Consider the following 16,478-nt stretch of genomic DNA (forward strand, 5'->3'; position numbering starts at 1 on the left):
AAGATTAGCTTCTGCTTCTCATTCTGTATATAGGGTAGGTCCATACCATTATTTTATTAAAGCCCTCTTTATATAATAAATGAATATTTGCCAATAATATTTCAGCATCGTCTTGGTTTATTCCAGCTTTTTTTAAAGTCATGGGATTACTTTTAGCATTTTCTTCTAAGTTTGTTATGGCCTTTTCTAAATTAATTTTTTCTTTTGGATCACTAGCTTTCGCTAGTTTTTTGTTTAATTGTTCTAAGCATGTAACTTTCATTAATTTCTTCTTTTATAATTATTCTACAGAAAACCATAAAACATGGTAATTTTTAGAAAATAGCAAGGATTAGATTAATTTTTCTTAACGAAATCAAGGGATGAGTGTTAAGGATAATTTAGAAATACATCAAATAGCAAATTATATAGAGTAACTTGCTTTTATATTAGATCACACCAAATATTGCTTTAAATATCTACCGGTATGGCTTTCCTCACAGGCAGCGATGTCGGCAGGGGCGCCACATACAACTATCTTACCTCCTTTGTCGCCCCCTTCAGGACCGACATCAATAATATAATCTGCAGTTTTTATAACATCTAAATTATGTTCAATAACTAAAACGGTATTACCCATATCAACAAGTTTATGTAACACTTTTAACAATTTATTAATATCGTCGATATGTAATCCCGTAGTCGGTTCATCAAGTATATAAAGCGTTTTACCGGTTGAACGTCTTGATAATTCTTTAGCAAGCTTAACGCGTTGTGCTTCACCACCTGAGAGAGTAGTAGCAGACTGACCGATTTTAATATAACCTAGACCCACTTCATTTAAGGTAATTAATTTTTCATAGATTAACGGTATTTTTTCAAAAAACTGCATCGCATCTTCTACAGTCATCATCAAAATATCGGCAATAGATTTACCTTTATATTTTATTTCAAGCGTTTCTCTATTATATCTGTGACCGTTACAAATATCACACTTTACATATACGTCAGGTAGGAAATGCATCTCTATTTTTATTAGCCCGTCACCTTGGCATGCTTCACATCTACCGCCTTTAACATTAAACGAAAATCTGCCTACTTTATACCCTCTAGCTTTTGATTCAGGTAATTCCACAAACCAATCCCTAATATGGGTAAAGGCACCTGTATAAGTCGCAGGGTTTGAACGAGGAGTTCTACCTATCGGAGATTGATTAATATCGATAATTTTATCAATATATTCAAGTCCTTTTAACTCTCTATATTTGCCGGGGAATACTTTGCTAGTTGGCTCTAAATGCTTTAGAGCCGCTTTATATAGAGTATGAATCATCAAGCTTGATTTACCGCTTCCCGATACTCCCGTTATAGCGGTAAAGGTACCAAGCGGAATTTTGATATCAACATTATCTAAATTGTTGGAAACCGCCCCAAGTAATTCAATTGCCCTATTATCATGCCCTACTCTTATTTCAGACGGCACTTTGATTGTTTGACGACCGCTTAGATACCTACCTGTGATACTTTCTTCAAAATTCTTTATTTCTTCAGCATTTCCTTCCGCAATAACACGACCGCCGTGAATACCGGCTCCCGGTCCTATATCAATAATATGGTCTGCTTCATATATTGTTTCTTCGTCATGCTCGACTACCAAAACGGTATTACCCAGATCTCTAAGCCTTTTTAGTGTCTCAATTAATCTTGTATTATCTCGTTGATGAAGACCGATAGACGGCTCATCAAGTACATATAAAACACCGCTCAGTCCTGAACCTATTTGAGATGCAAGACGAATACGCTGACTTTCTCCCCCCGATAAAGTACCTGCTTCTCGTGATAACGTTAGATAATCAAGCCCAACATTCATAAGAAATTTTAATCTCTCGGTAATTTCTTTGAGTATACGCTCAGCAATAAATAATTGCTTTTTATTTAATTTTTCTTCTAAGTGACTAAACCATTTTTGCAAGGCTGCAATACTCATACCTGCTACTTCACCTATATGAAAATTTGCTATTTTAACGCATAATGCTTCGTCTTTTAATCTAAACCCTGAACAAGCAGTACATTTATGCTCTGACTTAAATTTAGCTAGTGCTTCTTTAATTAAAACCGATTCTATAGTACGGTCCTTTTCTTGCAAACTTGGTATTATACCGGCAAAAGGTTGTTTTATTATTTGCGTTTTAGAACCATCGTGAAATTCAAACTTTATTGCCTCTTCTCCTGAACCTTCAAATAAAATATCCTTAACATTTTGTGATAAACTTACAAAAGGTACTTCAATAGAAAATTTATAATGATCGGCAAGAGCCTTTAATGTCTCTAGGATAAATTTAGAAGATGTACTACCCCAAGGCACTATTGCACCATCTTTAATAGAAATTCTTTGATCCGGAACTATTAAATCTCTATCAAAGAAAAACTCCTTACCTATCCCTTCACATTTAGGACATGCTCCAAAAGGGCTATTAAAAGAAAAGATTCGAGGCTCTATTTCAGTAAGCTGGAAACCCGATACCGGACAAGAATATTGCTCGGAAAAAGTAATACGCTGATTTTTTTCAAACTCGCTCTTAACTGCCGGCGGTAATTCTACAATTTCCAAATAAGTAATACCCTCGGCAAGATTTAACGAACTCTCTAAACTATCTGCAAGTCTATTACCTAAACTTTCGTCTAGAACTATTCTATCAACGATTACTTCTATATTATGCTTCTTATTTTTATCAAGTTTCGGTAAATCATCAATTTCGCAAACTTCCCCGTTAACTATTAATTTCTGAAAGCCTTGCTTTTTCAGATTCATAATTTCACGCTTGAACTCACCCTTATGTCCTCTAACAATAGGAGCGAGTAAATATATTTTCGTACCCTTAGGTAGTTCGTTAATTATATCTACCATCTCGGAAACTGTTTGGCTATGTATCGGAAGACCAGTTGCCGGAGAGTAAGGAATACCCACCCTTGCGTATAATAACCTAAGATAATCGTAAATTTCCGTTATAGTTCCAACCGTAGAACGTGGATTTTTGGAAGTAGTTTTTTGGTCAATTGCAATAGCAGGCGATAATCCAGAAATAGATTCTACATTAGGTTTATTTTGTAAATGTAAGAATTGCCTTGCATATGAAGATAAACTTTCAACATATCGCCTTTGACCTTCTGCATAAATAGTATCAAACGCTAAAGAAGACTTGCCTGAACCGCTAAGACCGGTGATAACAACAAATTTATTCCTTGGAATATTAACATTTATATTTTTTAGATTATGCTCTTTAGCACCGCGTACCTTAATATATTCTTGGTTCATAATCACTTCACTACAAAATCTTTGAGATATTTTTTAAAAAACCTGTAGTATTATAGGCTCTTTTATTTTATTATTGCAATAATAATATTTTAAAGTAGGTAGTAATCTATGGCAGGTAGTTTAAATAAAGTAATATTAATAGGTAATGTAGGGCGTGATCCGGAAATGAGAACTACGGGCGAAGGGAAAAAAATCATTAATCTTTCCTTAGCAACAACTGAAACTTGGAAAGATCGCATTACCAGCGAACGAAAAGAACGAACTGAATGGCATAGAGTAGTGATATTTAGTGAAGGGTTAGTATCTGTTGTAGAACGCTATGTCACAAAAGGTAGCAAATTATATATTGAAGGTTCATTGCAAACCCGTAAGTGGAATGATAATTCAGGTCAAGAAAAATATACCACGGAAGTTGTGTTACAAAACTTTAATTCACAATTAATATTATTAGATAGTAAAAACTCTAATAATCATACTCAAGATTCAGGACATAGCGAATATAAACATACTGAAACTAAAAATCATTCCTTTGACCATAGCGACTTAGACGACGAAATACCGTTTTAATCAAAATTGTTATGAAAAATTTTATTTGGGCAATAATATTTTTAATACCAATATTTCTTTCAGGGTGTTCTACTACTCATGATATAGCTAGCAGGGTAAAGCATTCGCAAGATATAGCAACTCAAAATAACTTTCAGATGAGGCTAGTAAACGGTGGTGATTTTACTCTTACAACTTATCAGCGTATTACCAACCGTAACCTACCTTTTGTATTCTATATTGAGGGAGATGGACATCTTGCGGATGGATCTGCTAATTCTGACAACCCTACTCCCGTTAATCCGATGCTCTTAAAGCTTGCTACAATGGATAAAAGACCGAATATTGTTTATATAGCAAGACCTTGCCAATATACTCCTTTAGAAATAAACTCAAAATGCATTAGCGATTATTGGTTAGATAAAAGAATGGGACAGGAAGTCGTAGATTCAATTAACAATGTCATAAATATTATCAATAACGGACAAAAATTTAGCTTAGTCGGCTTCTCCGGTGGCGGCGGGCTTACAATATTAATTGCCGCTCAAAATAGTAATGTTAAAGATATTATAACGATTGCCGGTAATTTAGATACTAAAAAGTTTGATAAATATCATAATTATCGTGGTTACTTAGTTAAATCCTTAAACCCGATAAATTATGCAAAACAGGTTAATAATATCCCTCAATTACATCTCTCCGGCATGGATGACAAAAGAGTCCCGCCTTTCATAGCAACACTTTACGTAAAAACAAGTAACTCACCGTGTGTAAAAAAGCAAACTTTTCCTAATATTTCTCATGCAAAAGGTTGGGATAAAGTTTGGTCTAATATATTAGATATTCCTGTGATTTGTAATTAGGCATTAGGAAATATCATTAATCTATATTCAAGCACTTATCATGGCTTTTGCCCTTAATGTTATGCCGGCTTTACCAAATTGTTTTAGACATTTTCCAATCTTTAAACGATTTACTTCCGTAACATTTACATATGCTGTATCAGCTACTTGTATATATGTTATTAGCTCTTTTGGTTTTCCTCATTTAATAAAAACCTTTGGAAACTGGGGAGTATTAATTATTATGATTCCAACAAGTATTGGATTTGGTATATTTCTTTTGAAAAATTGGAGAAAGAAAGTGGAAATTATCTAACAAAATCTTTTGCTCCTTCTCCGGTGATGTCTGCTTAATTGATAAATATTTATAGCAGGTTTCCTGTAATATCTCTTAGTTTAAGACACTCAGCAAAAATTATAAAATGCGTATTATTAGAAAATTAAAAGAAATAATTAGAAGTTTAATAATTAGTAATAATTATAATCTATAATATTGCCGACGTTTCACTAAACCTTGCAGCTTAAGACCGCCTTTAGCACGCATCCATCACAGTAACTCGTTAGCAGCGTTTGCATATTCACCTCCGTTTAGCTTTTACCGCAATGTTGATGCTTGAAATGCTCCAGCCCCGCAGTTGAAAATAAATGAGATTAAGGCGGCTTGTTGGTTTTCGGTTAATGGCACACCCTAGTGGACGATTATCGACACATTTACCAGCTTCGAGTAATTATTTTATTTATCTTTCTACAGATCTTCGCTTGCTTTTTTGTGATATATTCTTTGGGAGTAGTAATAGAATGAGGAAGGGGAGATTTATGTTTGTTAATAGTAGGCCTTTATGCGTTCTAGTGTTTGCTTAGTATTTTTATTAGCATGTGTTATAGCATCCATATAAATACCTACTTCTTTCTGTTCTTTTTTGAAAACTTCTCTATTTCCTATATTAGCCAAAGCTTTAAAACTATGTTTTATAACTTGTCCAATATTTTTAAAAACATGCGAATTATCTTTTTTAGCTGTTTCTTTGCACCATATATCTAGATTTTCTAATTCTTTTTTGATTTCAGGATTTTCCTTCCCTTTTTCATAAGTATTAATAATCTTTTCTAATTTTTCTTTAAACTCTTTTTCGTTATTACTCGGTTTTAAATTAAGTATTACACCAGAATGGTCTGATGATAGTTCTTTGAGGATATTAATAATCATTTCTTCTTTTAATCCATTATTAGCTCCATTAAGCAAATTTTCATATTTATGTTTACATATGGAGCTATACTTGTGATATCATGATTATTAAATATTAGTTAACACAAAAGAAATTAAAGCTTTAATTAATAAACTTGAGAAATATTTTTAATTAAATTATTAATATTTCGTTTTATAAGGTGATAAATTTACTATTTAGAAGAAAGAGCAAAGCTGCTTAGTTTAGAGACTTGGTGAAAGACAATTAATATTCAGTTAAACGGTCAAAAGCTTCATTTTATGCTGCATCTGCGGTTTGATACGTTTTGTAAAAATACCGAAAAATGAAGAATGGCGCACCCTAAAGGATTCGAACCTCTGACCCACAGATTAGAAATCTGTTGCTCTATCCAGCTGAGCTAAGGGTGCTAAACATTTATGGTAAACGTTATATCAGTTTAAGCAAAGTTTTTCAAGGATTCTTTTTTTTATTAAAAATAATAAGCAAATATGATAAAAAATATTCATGGATAAATTCTACAATTACAATTCTTCTTCACATCAGGCTTTACTTAGTTTTAAAGTAAAGACTAATTCTAAACAAAATCTAATTAGCAATTTTGTAATTATTAATAATATCCCATATCTAAAATTATCTATAAAAGCAATACCGGCACAAGGTAAAGCGAATGAAGAAATCATAAATTATTTAGCAAAAGAATGGAAATTATCACGTAGTAATATCGAAATTATTAAAGGTCATACTCATAGCTTAAAAACGATATTGATAAAAAATATTAATGAAGACTATTTAAATTTGATTATTAATTCCTATATTAAATAAGGTACAGTTGTTGCTAGACTTCCAATGTCATTCCCGCATAGGCGGGAATCCAGTTTATATTTATTATTTTCTAGATTCCTGCTTCCGCAGGAATGACATAAGCAGTCATATGACGAAAAAATAATTTATTAACTGGAATAATTATGACACAAGAAAAAAAGAAATTTGATGCCGAGGTTGGCAAGATTTTAAATTTAATGATTCACTCTCTTTATAGTAATAAAGAGATTTTTATGAGGGAGTTAATTTCCAATGCTTCGGATGCTTGTGATAAATTACGTTATTTATCTCAAAGTAATAGTAAATTAGTAGCTGGCGATAGCAATTTTAAAATTACGGTTAAAGTCGATAAAGATAACGGACAAATCATTATCCGTGATAACGGCATCGGCATGAATAAAGACGATTTAATTGAAAATCTCGGTACTATTGCAAGATCGGGTACGGCAAATTTTCTCAAAAGCCTATCCGGTGATTCTAAAAAAGACAATATGCTAATCGGTCAATTTGGTGTTGGATTTTATTCAAGCTTTATGGTAGCCGATAAAGTGACTGTAACCTCAAGAAAAGCTGGGGAAGATAAAGTTTATACTTGGGAATCAGATGGACTTGGTGAATATACTGTCTCAGATTCAGATAAAGAGTTCACAAGAGGCACGGAAATCGTTTTACATATCAAAAAGGAAGAAGATACATTCCTTGATCATTTTAGATTAAAACACATCGTTAAAAGCTATTCCGATCACATAGCAGTACCGATATATTTCTTTGATGAAGCTGGTAATAATGAAATCCAGCTTAATTCAGCTTCTGCATTATGGACAAGACCGAAATCGGAAATTACGGAAGAACAATATAAAGAATTCTACAAAAGCCTATCTTATGCCGTTGATGACCCTTGGATAACTATGCATAATAAAAACGAGGGAGCTATAGAATTTACTAACCTACTTTTCATTCCATCAAGCAAAACATTTGATTTATTCCACCCTGATCGCAAAAGGCGAGTAAAATTATATATAAAAAGAGTATTTATATCTGATGAGAACATAGATTTAATCCCATCATATTTAAGGTTTTTACGAGGCGTGGTTGATTCAGAAGATTTACCACTAAATATTAGCCGTGAATCACTACAGCATAATAGCGTGCTTGAAAAAATCAAAAATGCTATTACAAAAAGAGTGCTTGGCGAGCTTAGAAAAAAGAAAGAGGAATCACCTGAAGAATATAATAAGTTTTGGGCTAATTTCGGCGGTGCTTTAAAAGAGGGTTTATGTGAGGCTACTACCGATCATGAAAAATTATTAGAGGTATGCATATTCAGAAGTGCCTTGCATAATAAAATGATCAGCCTTGACGAATATATAGCGAATTTTAAAGAAGGGCAGAGTACTATATATTATTTAAGCGGTGATAACCCCGATAAATTACTTTCAAGCCCACAAATCGAAGGGTTGTTAAGTAAAAAAATCGATGTATTACTTTTTACCGATACAGTGGATGATTTTTGGGTAAATGTTAATAGCAAATATAAAGAACGTGCTATTAAATCAGCGACAAGAAGCGATATCGATGTAGAGCAAACTACTTCACAATCTGAGGAGAAAAATACAGATAGTAAAAAATCCGATGATGAATATAAATTGCTAACAGATTATTTTAAAGAGACACTAGGGGAGTTGGTAAAAGAAGTTAAGATCTCTAAAAAACTTACTTCAAGTCCTGCTTGTCTTGCCGTTAGCGACGCTGCTATGGATATTCGTATGGAAAGATTTTTGATTGAGCAGAAACAAATAGCTAATGCCTCAGCTAAAAATCTAGAGTTAAACCCTAAAAATAAAATCATAGAGAAAATCTTTAACGACTTAAAAGCAAATAATAAAAATAATGAAGAATTGGTTAATCTAATATTTGATCAAGCCTGTATTTTAGAGGGTGAACCGGTTGCTGATACAGGTGCATTTTCAAAGAGATTAAACGATATTGTACAAAAAGCCATATTATAACTTTAAACTTTTTTAATTTTAATGTAGAATAGTTGCAAACGTGAGTTTGGAAGTATTGTTCTGTTCGATGTCATTCCCGCGTAGGCGGGAATCCAGAAAGAACATTCAAAATATCTGATTATAGAATTTTATAATTAATAAAATGGATTCCCGCCTACGCGGGAATGACATCGAGAAAATGTCTTATTACAATACTATATTTAGCAAACATATAGATAAGATCAAAAGCGAAGGAAGATATCGAGAATTTAAGGCCTTAAAAAGACAAGCCGATAATTTTCCTTTTGCAGAACACGCTAATAAACAAATAGTTATGTGGTGCATTAATGACTATTTGGGTATGAGTAAACATGCAAAAGTAATGCAAGCTTCTATAGATGCCTTGCTAAAATACGGTGTTGGATCAGGCGGAACTCGCAATATCGGTGGTAATAATATAGCCATTCTTGAGCTTGAAAAAGAACTTGCAAATTTACACAAAAAGCAAGCAGCCTTAGTTTTTACATCCGGTTTTGTTGCAAATGATACAACACTTGCAAGTCTTGCTAAAATCATGCCGGATATAGTATTTTTCTCCGATGAGCTAAATCATGCATCAATAATTGCAGGGATTACAAGTTCAAGAGCCGAGAAATATATATATAGACATTTAGACATTAAGCATCTAGAAGAGCTTTTACAATCAGTCGATATTAATAGACCGAAAATTATTGTTTTTGAATCAGCTTACTCTATGGACGGTTTTTTCTCACCTATTAAAGATATAATCAACTTAGCCAAAAAATATAATGCTTTAACCTTTATCGATGAAGTTCATACGGTCGGTTTATACGGTAAACAGGGTAGCGGTATTGCCGAGCTTCTTAATTGTAGTGATCAAATCGATATTATTCAAGGGACCCTTGCCAAAGCATATGGTACTATCGGCGGTTATATCACTAGCAACCATAATTTAGTCGACGCTATAAGACTAACCGCTCCAGGGTTTATTTTCACTACTTCATTGCCGCCGGTAATTTCTACCGCTGCAACGCATAGTATTAGACATCTTAAAGAATCGAATAAAGAACGAATAAAACATCAAGAAGTAGTTACAAAACTTAAAAATTCTTTTGAACGTTTTAATATACCTTATTTGAAAAATGAAAGTCATATAGTGCCGATAATTATTGGTGATCCGATTAAAGCGGCGAAAGTCTCAAATATGCTCCTTAATGAATACGGTATTTACGTTCAACATATCAATTTTCCAACCGTACCGAGAGGTACGGAACGCCTCCGAATCATCCCAACCCCTGCTCATACCGACAAAATGATCAATGATTTATCTGTAGCTTTAGTGCAGATATTTGCCGAACTTGATATAGAATTATCTTCTGCTAAAGAACTTAACGAAGAAGTACGCTTAAATCTTATTGCTTAACGCCATTGCGAGAAGAATTACTTAGTAATTCGACGAACCAATCCAGTAAAAAATTCTGTAAATCAGAATTTTTTTAATTATTTTTTTGGATTGCCACGTAGCTTCACGCCTCGCAATGACGATTTGGCCTCCACGCAACAATGCTTTCAGTTGTTTAGCTCATGATGATATCTATCTTTGGTTAACAATGCCACAAATCTTATACCCAATTTATTTACTTGCTTTTGCTCCTAAATCATCTAGTTTATTGAAATATACTCTAAAAAAAGTAAGATATAACCCTTTAAATTCTTTTTAAAAAATAAAGTAATATGAATTTTAACTTAATATAATTACCGAATATTAATAACATAATTAATCATAATAATAAATGCTATGAGATATTTGATCTTAAATCCGCAATCGCAATTATTAAGTTTCTTAAGATTAATGCCGGAAAAGAATTTACTGCTTCCCAAATAGCCGTATGGATAGTTGAAACGTACTCTCAAGAGGCTGCTCGAAAAGCGCAAACAAGTAACGATAAGCTATTAATGAGCGTTAACAAGATGAGTAACACAAAAGAAATAGCGATTTTTGTATAAAAATGAAATGAAGACGCTATTACCTACAACCATACCAAAAATAGAACCGAACATTAAAATAATAAAAAAAGGGCTTTTGACTAAATATTGTTATGTTAATAATACCGATAAGATATTTGATATATCCAAATTATTAAAGCCCTTGAAAATTATAAGAAGCAGGAGCTTACTGCTATGGAAATGGCTCAATTGCTGTTAAGTGCTAACGCGAAATAATTAGTGATTGCAAAAATAGACGACTATATGCCAGCAAAGGTGAGTTCTGCAAAACTCACAGTTAGCAATGCCTAATCCTAATGGGATTTTACAAAAACTATTGCACATTTCAGTTCTTTAGTTTATTTTGATTAGCAAACTATATACAGAATTAATGGATTATTAAAATGGGAATTACCGTATTAAAAAACGAAGGACTAGATTTTCATGCAAGAATTTCTACTCCTTTAAGTGAGATAGATGACGATATTCAAAAAGAATTACTTGATTTAACCAAAAAAGTTAAAATAGCAGGCTTTAGAGCCGGTAAAGTACCGGTTTCAATTGTTAAGAAAAAATACGGTACTTCCGTCAGGAATGATATAATAGAAAGAAGAATTAACCATTCAGTAAATCGCGTTATTAAAGAGCATAATCTAAATATAATCGGTAGACCCAAAATTGAAGAATTACAAAACGAATCCGATAAAGCTTTAGAATTTACCGTAAAAATAGAGCTATTACCTAAAATTACTATTCCGGATTTAAAAAAAATCTCACTAGATCGTCCAAAATTAGAAGTAAACTCTAAAGATGTTGAAGAACAACTAGAAAAACTTGCCGCATTAACAAAAAACTATACTAAAGAAAGTAAAGCAAAAATAAAAACCGGAGATCAGGTTACTATTGATGCAATCGGGTACATCAAGGAGAAAGCTTTTGAGGACGGTAAATTAAATGATTTTAAGGTAATAATAGGTAGTAATACACTTATTCCCGATTTTGAGAAACAATTAATAGGTTCTAAAACAGGTAGTGAAGTAGATGTTAATGTTACTTTTCCTGAAAATTACCATGCTAAAGATTTAGCAGGTAAGGATGCTCGTTTTGTAGTACAAATTAAAGCAGTACATACTGCAGAACCTACCGTTATCGATGACGAATTTGCTAAAAAATTCCAAAGTAATAGCCTTGAAGAATTGCGTACACATTTTACTAAACAAATAGAAAATGAGTCGGAAGAAGCTATTAATACTATAATGAAAATGAACTTATTTGATAAGTTAGAAAAATTGTTAGATTTTGATGTACCGGAATCTTTATTAGAGCAAGAAAAAAATATTCTAAAGTCCGGAACCGATAAAAATGAACAAGATGAATCATTATTGAAAGATAAATCCTCTAAAGAAATAACAGCATATTATAATAAATTAGCCCTACGCCGTGTGCGAATAGGCTTATTACTTGCTGAATATGCAAAATCTAAAAATTTGCAATTAGAGCCTGATGATTTAAGAAAAGTTATTATGCAACAAGCACGTAATTTTCCTGGGCAGGAAAATATGATATTTGATTTTTATAAAAATAATCCTAGAGCAATTGAAGGACTTAAAGGTCCTGCCTTAGAAGATAAAGCTGTACAATATATATTTAATCACGAAATAAAGCTTAAAGAAAAGAAATATACTAAGGAAGAGCTAGAGAAATATCTAGAAGCAGAAGAGCAACGTATTACTTTAATTTAAAGTTTATTAATTGTCATTGCGGGGGGATATTATTGCGTGGGTATCAAGTCGTCATTGCGAGCGAACGTTAGTGAGCGTGGCAATCTCAAGAATCCTCGCAATGGCAATCCTCAGTATCCACGCAGGCAATACCTAGTAGTATTACTCCTGATTTTTTATAGTCTCTAAAGCAAGTTTAACTATTTTATTTACTCCAGCATTAGTGTAGGTAGAGATAGGAAAAACTTCTTTATTAGTAACTTTCTGCAACTTATTTATTTTCTCCTGTATTTCCTCATCTGTGAGAACATCACATTTATTAAGACATATGATTTCGATTTTATTTTTTAGATAATCGGAATATAATTCAAGCTCAAGACGTACCGTATTATAATCTGCAACTACATCATTACTAGAGCCATCTATTAAATGTATTAATACATTACATCTTTCTATATGCTTTAAGAATTTATCGCCAAGTCCGTGATCTTGATGAGCCCCCTCAATTAAGCCAGGAATATCGGCTATGACAAACTCTTCGTCATCAACATATACCACTCCAAGATTCGGCACTAAAGTAGTAAAGGGATAATCGGCAATTTTAGGCTTGGCTGCCGTTACAACGGATAAAAAAGTAGATTTACCGGCATTTGGAAGCCCCACAAGCCCAACATCAGAGAGAAGTTTTAAACTTAAATGAATCCACATTTCTTCGGCAATTTCTCCTTCCGTACGCTTTCTTGGAACTTGATTAACCGACGATTTGAAATGGCTGTTACCAAGACCGCCACTTCCTCCTTTAATTATTTCAAAGCTTTGATCATCCACAGTGAAATCATGCAATAATATATTGCCGTCCTTGGAAAAGATTTGAGTACCGATCGGGACATCAAGAACTAATGATTTTCCTGATTTACCGCTTCTATTTGAATCTTTACCGTTTTCACCGTTTTCTGCGGTAAAATGCTGTTTATATCGATAATTTACTAGCGTATTAAGATGGTGATTACTCCTGAAAATAACACTACCGCCACGTCCACCATCACCACCGTCCGGTCCACCTCTGTCAATAAATTTCTCACGATGGAAACTAACGCAACCATTGCCACCGTTTCCACCTTTTATATATATTTTAACTTCATCAATAAAATGCATATGATTTATATTTTCAACGTCATTGCGAAGGAGCGAAGCGACGTGGCAATCTCATCAAATCTCTTGAGATTGCTAGGCTCCTTACAGTCGCTCGCAATGACGACAATGTTTACCTCTCCCGAATACCCTTATACTCTCTATGCACATAACCGGTGTAACGCTGTCTAGGTCTACTGATTTTTTGTTCAGGGTCTTCGTGCATTTCTTTCCATTGTGCCATCCAGCCTACGGTTCTTGCTATTGCAAAAAGTACCGTGAACATTTGCGACGGTATACCCATAGCTTTATAGATAATACCCGAATAAAAATCAACATTTGGATATAATTTTCTCTCAATAAAATATTCATCTTTAAGAGCGATAGCTTCAAGTTCTATTGCTATTTGTAAGAGCGGATTGTTGTCTAGCTGCCCGAGTTCCTTTAATACTTCTTTGCACGTTTCTTTAAGTACTGCGGCACGCGGGTCATAGTTTTTATATACACGATGACCAAAACCCATTAACCTAAATGGATCATTTTTATCCTTAGCTTTAGCTATATATTTAGGAATATACTCAGAACTACCGATTTCTTTAAGCATATTTATTACCACTTCATTAGCCCCGCCGTGAGCAGGTCCCCAAAGTGAGGCAATACCCGTGCTAATACAAGCAAAAGGGTTAGCTCCGGATGAGCCGGCAATTCGGACTGTTGAAGTAGAAGCATTCTGCTCATGATCGGCATGTAGGATAAATATCTTATTAAGAGCATTTTTTATTATTGGATTTACTTTATATTTCGTACAAGGCGTTGCAAACATCATATGCAGAAAATTTTCGGTAAAATCTAACGAATTATCAGGATAAATAAACGGTTGTCCTATAGAATATTTATAAGACATTGCGGCGATGGTAGGTATCTTAGCAATCATTCTAATAGCGGTAAGTTCGTAATCTGCTTCCTTAAAATTCAATAAATCAGGATAAAATGCCGAAAGAGAACCGACAGCCGCAAGCATAATAGCCATAGGATGAGAAGAGCTACAAAAGGTTTGAAATAAATAGTGTAATCTTTCATTCACTAATGAATGATGAGCAACCTGTTTAGTGAAATTATTATACTGCTCGCCATTTGGTAGTTCCCCATAAATCAGTAAATATGCCACTTCTAAAAAATCACTTTTCTCAGCTAAGTCTTTAATATCATATCCTCGATGCCGCAAGATTCCTTTATCACCGTCTATATAGGTGATAGTAGACTGACAAGAAGCAGTAGACATAAAACCCGGGTCGTAAGTAAAGCAATCGGCTTCCGCAGATACCCTACTTATATCGATTACATCCTCACCGATACTTGCTTTAAGTATAGGTAATTTAAATATTTTTCCTCTGATTTTTAATTCAGCAAATTCTGAATCATTATTATTTTCATTGGTCATATGGATATACCTTATATTTTTATACATCAGTAAGTATAACCATAATTTAATGAAATTAGAAATGAATTATGATTTATTAGGATTTAAAAATTTTCTTTGATATCTTGCTCAACTTGCAAGGTTAATGAAAATTTAAAACGCACATGCTTCTACTTGCAACTGCAAGCCTAAAGCGTTTAATAAAGATCCTATATTGTCGACACTTGGATTACTGATAACATTCTATAATATATGTTGTCTATTTATATGAGCTTCTTTAGAGATTTTTCTATACCTCCTCTTGCTATAAATGGCTTCTTTTAAAGTAGCCATTATAGCTCATTATTATGATCCGCGAAATATTGCTCTAACGCTTCATTAATATACCCTACTAATATTTCCTCATTTTGTAATTTTTCTTTTAAATAATCTGTAAACTTTCCATATAATACCCTCAATTTCGTTTATAAACTTCTTCTATTATTTCTAAGGCTTTTTTAATATCTTTGCCTTGAGTATCTTTATTACCTGCATTTAATAGCAGAATATCTATTATAAAAATTGTATTTGTTTAGTGTTTTGCATATTAAGCTTAACTAGAGATGATTACACTGTCGCATATATACGACTAATTGTCCAGTAGAAAATTATTTTGAAAAGTACGTGAAGCTGTGAGTACTAGATTAATGTACAAGTTATGCAAGAAGTCTATTATTGACTAAATACTCCTTAATCTTGAGTAAATCATACCAAGAGGTGCGTTTTTGCATAGGTTGGCGGAGTAAATAGGCAGGGTGGAAGATTGCCGTAGTTTGAATAGGAGCGGATAGATATTTATTGGTATAAAAATAATATTCTTGTCTAATTTTAGTAATACCAGAATTTTTTCCAAGTAAGCTAGTTGCAGCCGTGCTACCGACTAGAATAATTAGCTTCGGGTTAATAAGAGCGATATGCTTCTCGACAAAAGGTCTACAAATATCGACTTCTTCGAACGTCGGCTGTCTATTAGCAGGAGGACGCCAAAATACCGTATTAGTAATATAAGCGTTATTTTTTCGTGAAATTCCGATAGCGTGTAGCATATTATCAAGTAAATTGCCACTTTCGCCGTAAAAAGGTATTCCTTTCAAATCTTCAGTACTTCCCGGGGCTTCGCCTATTAACATAATTTTAGCTTCCAAATTACCGTCACCGAAAACCGTATTAGTAGCAAATTTCTTAAGTTCACAACCATTAAAATTTAGTAGAGATTCTTTTAGTTCTTCGATATTATTAGCTTTATCGGCAAGAGATCTTGCTAGGGTTATATTATCATGAACTTTATCATTCATATTGAATGCAGTTTCTTTTGTAGACATAAGTTTTACTTGTAGCTTTTCAGTTAGTTCAGTATTATTACGTACCTTTAATTGCGTTGGATGTTCATGGCAATAATATTCAACACCGATTGCACTTAACCATTTAAGCGTATTATTCATTATCTTAAAATTAAAAT

Annotated in this window: 13 protein-coding genes, 1 tRNA gene and 2 pseudogenes; 7 read left to right on the forward strand and 9 right to left on the reverse strand. The window is 33.2% G+C overall.

Going from position 1 to position 16,478, the window contains the following annotated elements; all coding sequences use genetic code 11:
• Nucleotides 1-4: 4 nt before the first annotated feature.
• Both AB4K15_RS01305 and uvrA read right to left on the reverse strand, forming a co-directional pair.
• Entirely contained in the window at nt 5-262 is a 258-nt protein-coding gene (locus tag AB4K15_RS01305; protein WP_500224065.1) for a hypothetical protein, read from the reverse strand.
• 171 nt (nt 263-433) lie between these two features.
• Entirely contained in the window at nt 434-3,295 is a 2,862-nt protein-coding gene (uvrA, locus tag AB4K15_RS01310; RefSeq protein ID WP_032073683.1) for an excinuclease ABC subunit UvrA, read from the reverse strand.
• Nucleotides 3,296-3,403: 108 nt separating this feature from the next.
• Here uvrA and AB4K15_RS01315 point away from each other — a divergent pair, with 108 nt between their 5' ends.
• From AB4K15_RS01315 to AB4K15_RS01325, 3 genes and pseudogenes are all read left to right on the forward strand, one after another.
• Entirely contained in the window at nt 3,404-3,862 is a 459-nt protein-coding gene (locus AB4K15_RS01315) for a single-stranded DNA-binding protein (protein WP_500224068.1), read from the forward strand.
• Between the two features lie 11 nt (nt 3,863-3,873).
• Nucleotides 3,874-4,704: an alpha/beta hydrolase family protein gene (locus tag AB4K15_RS01320; RefSeq protein WP_500224070.1), complete on the forward strand. Its 831-nt coding sequence runs from the start codon at nt 3,874-3,876 to the stop codon at nt 4,702-4,704.
• A 40-nt stretch (nt 4,705-4,744) separates the two neighbouring features.
• Nucleotides 4,745-5,037, forward strand: a pseudogene (locus AB4K15_RS01325) (hypothetical protein).
• A 124-nt stretch (nt 5,038-5,161) separates the two neighbouring features.
• Here the strand turns inward: AB4K15_RS01325 and AB4K15_RS01330 are convergent.
• The 3 genes and pseudogenes from AB4K15_RS01330 to AB4K15_RS01340 form a co-directional block, all read right to left on the reverse strand.
• Nucleotides 5,162-5,368, reverse strand: a pseudogene (locus tag AB4K15_RS01330) (lysozyme).
• Between the two features lie 138 nt (nt 5,369-5,506).
• The gene (locus tag AB4K15_RS01335; protein WP_500225663.1) at nt 5,507-5,890 is read right to left on the reverse strand and encodes a hypothetical protein; all 384 of its coding nucleotides are present in this window, start codon (nt 5,888-5,890) and stop codon (nt 5,507-5,509) included.
• A gap of 331 nt (nt 5,891-6,221) precedes the next feature.
• Nucleotides 6,222-6,298, reverse strand: a tRNA-Arg gene (locus tag AB4K15_RS01340).
• Between the two features lie 97 nt (nt 6,299-6,395).
• On the opposite strand from AB4K15_RS01340, the gene AB4K15_RS01345 reads away from it, so the two are divergent.
• The 4 genes from AB4K15_RS01345 (at nt 6,396) to tig (ending at nt 12,450) form a co-directional block, all read left to right on the forward strand.
• On the forward strand, nt 6,396-6,713 hold the full coding sequence (locus AB4K15_RS01345) for an A1G_07140 family DUF167 domain protein (protein WP_032073686.1): 318 nt from the start codon (nt 6,396-6,398) through the stop codon (nt 6,711-6,713).
• Between the two features lie 143 nt (nt 6,714-6,856).
• A complete protein-coding gene (gene htpG / locus AB4K15_RS01350; RefSeq protein ID WP_500224073.1) occupies nt 6,857-8,722 on the forward strand; it encodes a molecular chaperone HtpG in 1,866 nt (621 codons plus the stop codon).
• 178 nt (nt 8,723-8,900) lie between these two features.
• Nucleotides 8,901-10,145 carry a 5-aminolevulinate synthase gene (hemA, locus tag AB4K15_RS01355; protein WP_032073688.1) on the forward strand — a complete coding sequence of 415 codons (1,245 nt, stop codon included), beginning with the start codon at nt 8,901-8,903 and terminating at the stop codon, nt 10,143-10,145.
• 967 nt (nt 10,146-11,112) lie between these two features.
• On the forward strand, nt 11,113-12,450 hold the full coding sequence (gene tig, locus AB4K15_RS01360; RefSeq protein ID WP_032073689.1) for a trigger factor: 1,338 nt from the start codon (nt 11,113-11,115) through the stop codon (nt 12,448-12,450).
• Nucleotides 12,451-12,591: 141 nt separating this feature from the next.
• Here tig and obgE read toward each other — a convergent pair whose 3' ends face one another.
• From obgE to AB4K15_RS01380, 4 genes are all read right to left on the reverse strand, one after another.
• Nucleotides 12,592-13,584 (reverse strand): GTPase ObgE, encoded by a 993-nt coding sequence (gene obgE / locus AB4K15_RS01365; protein ID WP_032073690.1) that lies wholly within the window; start codon nt 13,582-13,584, stop codon nt 12,592-12,594.
• A gap of 109 nt (nt 13,585-13,693) precedes the next feature.
• Nucleotides 13,694-15,001: a citrate synthase gene (locus AB4K15_RS01370; RefSeq protein ID WP_032073691.1), complete on the reverse strand. Its 1,308-nt coding sequence runs from the start codon at nt 14,999-15,001 to the stop codon at nt 13,694-13,696.
• Between the two features lie 311 nt (nt 15,002-15,312).
• Complete coding sequence (locus AB4K15_RS01375) at nt 15,313-15,438, reverse strand: hypothetical protein (protein WP_032073692.1); 126 nt, start codon at nt 15,436-15,438, stop codon at nt 15,313-15,315.
• Between the two features lie 237 nt (nt 15,439-15,675).
• Nucleotides 15,676-16,461, reverse strand: coding sequence for a uracil-DNA glycosylase family protein (locus AB4K15_RS01380; RefSeq protein WP_032073693.1), 786 nt, complete (start codon nt 16,459-16,461; stop codon nt 15,676-15,678).
• Nucleotides 16,462-16,478 lie beyond the last annotated feature (17 nt).

Origin of the sequence: Rickettsia aeschlimannii, from assembly GCF_047973405.1 — a bacterium.
Classification (GTDB): domain Bacteria; phylum Pseudomonadota; class Alphaproteobacteria; order Rickettsiales; family Rickettsiaceae; genus Rickettsia; species Rickettsia rickettsii.

Bases quoted from the DNA above. Each gene is read 5' to 3' on its own strand.
- AB4K15_RS01305 (WP_500224065.1), bottom strand. From the start codon at position 262: ATGAAAGTTACATGCTTAGAACAATTAAACAAAAAACTAGCGAAAGCT.
- uvrA (WP_032073683.1), bottom strand. From the start codon at position 3,295: ATGAACCAAGAATATATTAAGGTACGCGGTGCTAAAGAGCATAATCTA.
- AB4K15_RS01315 (WP_500224068.1), top strand. From the start codon at position 3,404: ATGGCAGGTAGTTTAAATAAAGTAATATTAATAGGTAATGTAGGGCGT.
- AB4K15_RS01320 (WP_500224070.1), top strand. From the start codon at position 3,874: ATGAAAAATTTTATTTGGGCAATAATATTTTTAATACCAATATTTCTT.
- AB4K15_RS01335 (WP_500225663.1), bottom strand. From the start codon at position 5,890: ATGATTATTAATATCCTCAAAGAACTATCATCAGACCATTCTGGTGTA.
- AB4K15_RS01345 (WP_032073686.1), top strand. From the start codon at position 6,396: ATGGATAAATTCTACAATTACAATTCTTCTTCACATCAGGCTTTACTT.
- htpG (WP_500224073.1), top strand. From the start codon at position 6,857: ATGACACAAGAAAAAAAGAAATTTGATGCCGAGGTTGGCAAGATTTTA.
- hemA (WP_032073688.1), top strand. From the start codon at position 8,901: ATGTCTTATTACAATACTATATTTAGCAAACATATAGATAAGATCAAA.
- tig (WP_032073689.1), top strand. From the start codon at position 11,113: ATGGGAATTACCGTATTAAAAAACGAAGGACTAGATTTTCATGCAAGA.
- obgE (WP_032073690.1), bottom strand. From the start codon at position 13,584: ATGCATTTTATTGATGAAGTTAAAATATATATAAAAGGTGGAAACGGT.
- AB4K15_RS01370 (WP_032073691.1), bottom strand. From the start codon at position 15,001: ATGACCAATGAAAATAATAATGATTCAGAATTTGCTGAATTAAAAATC.
- AB4K15_RS01380 (WP_032073693.1), bottom strand. From the start codon at position 16,461: ATGAATAATACGCTTAAATGGTTAAGTGCAATCGGTGTTGAATATTAT.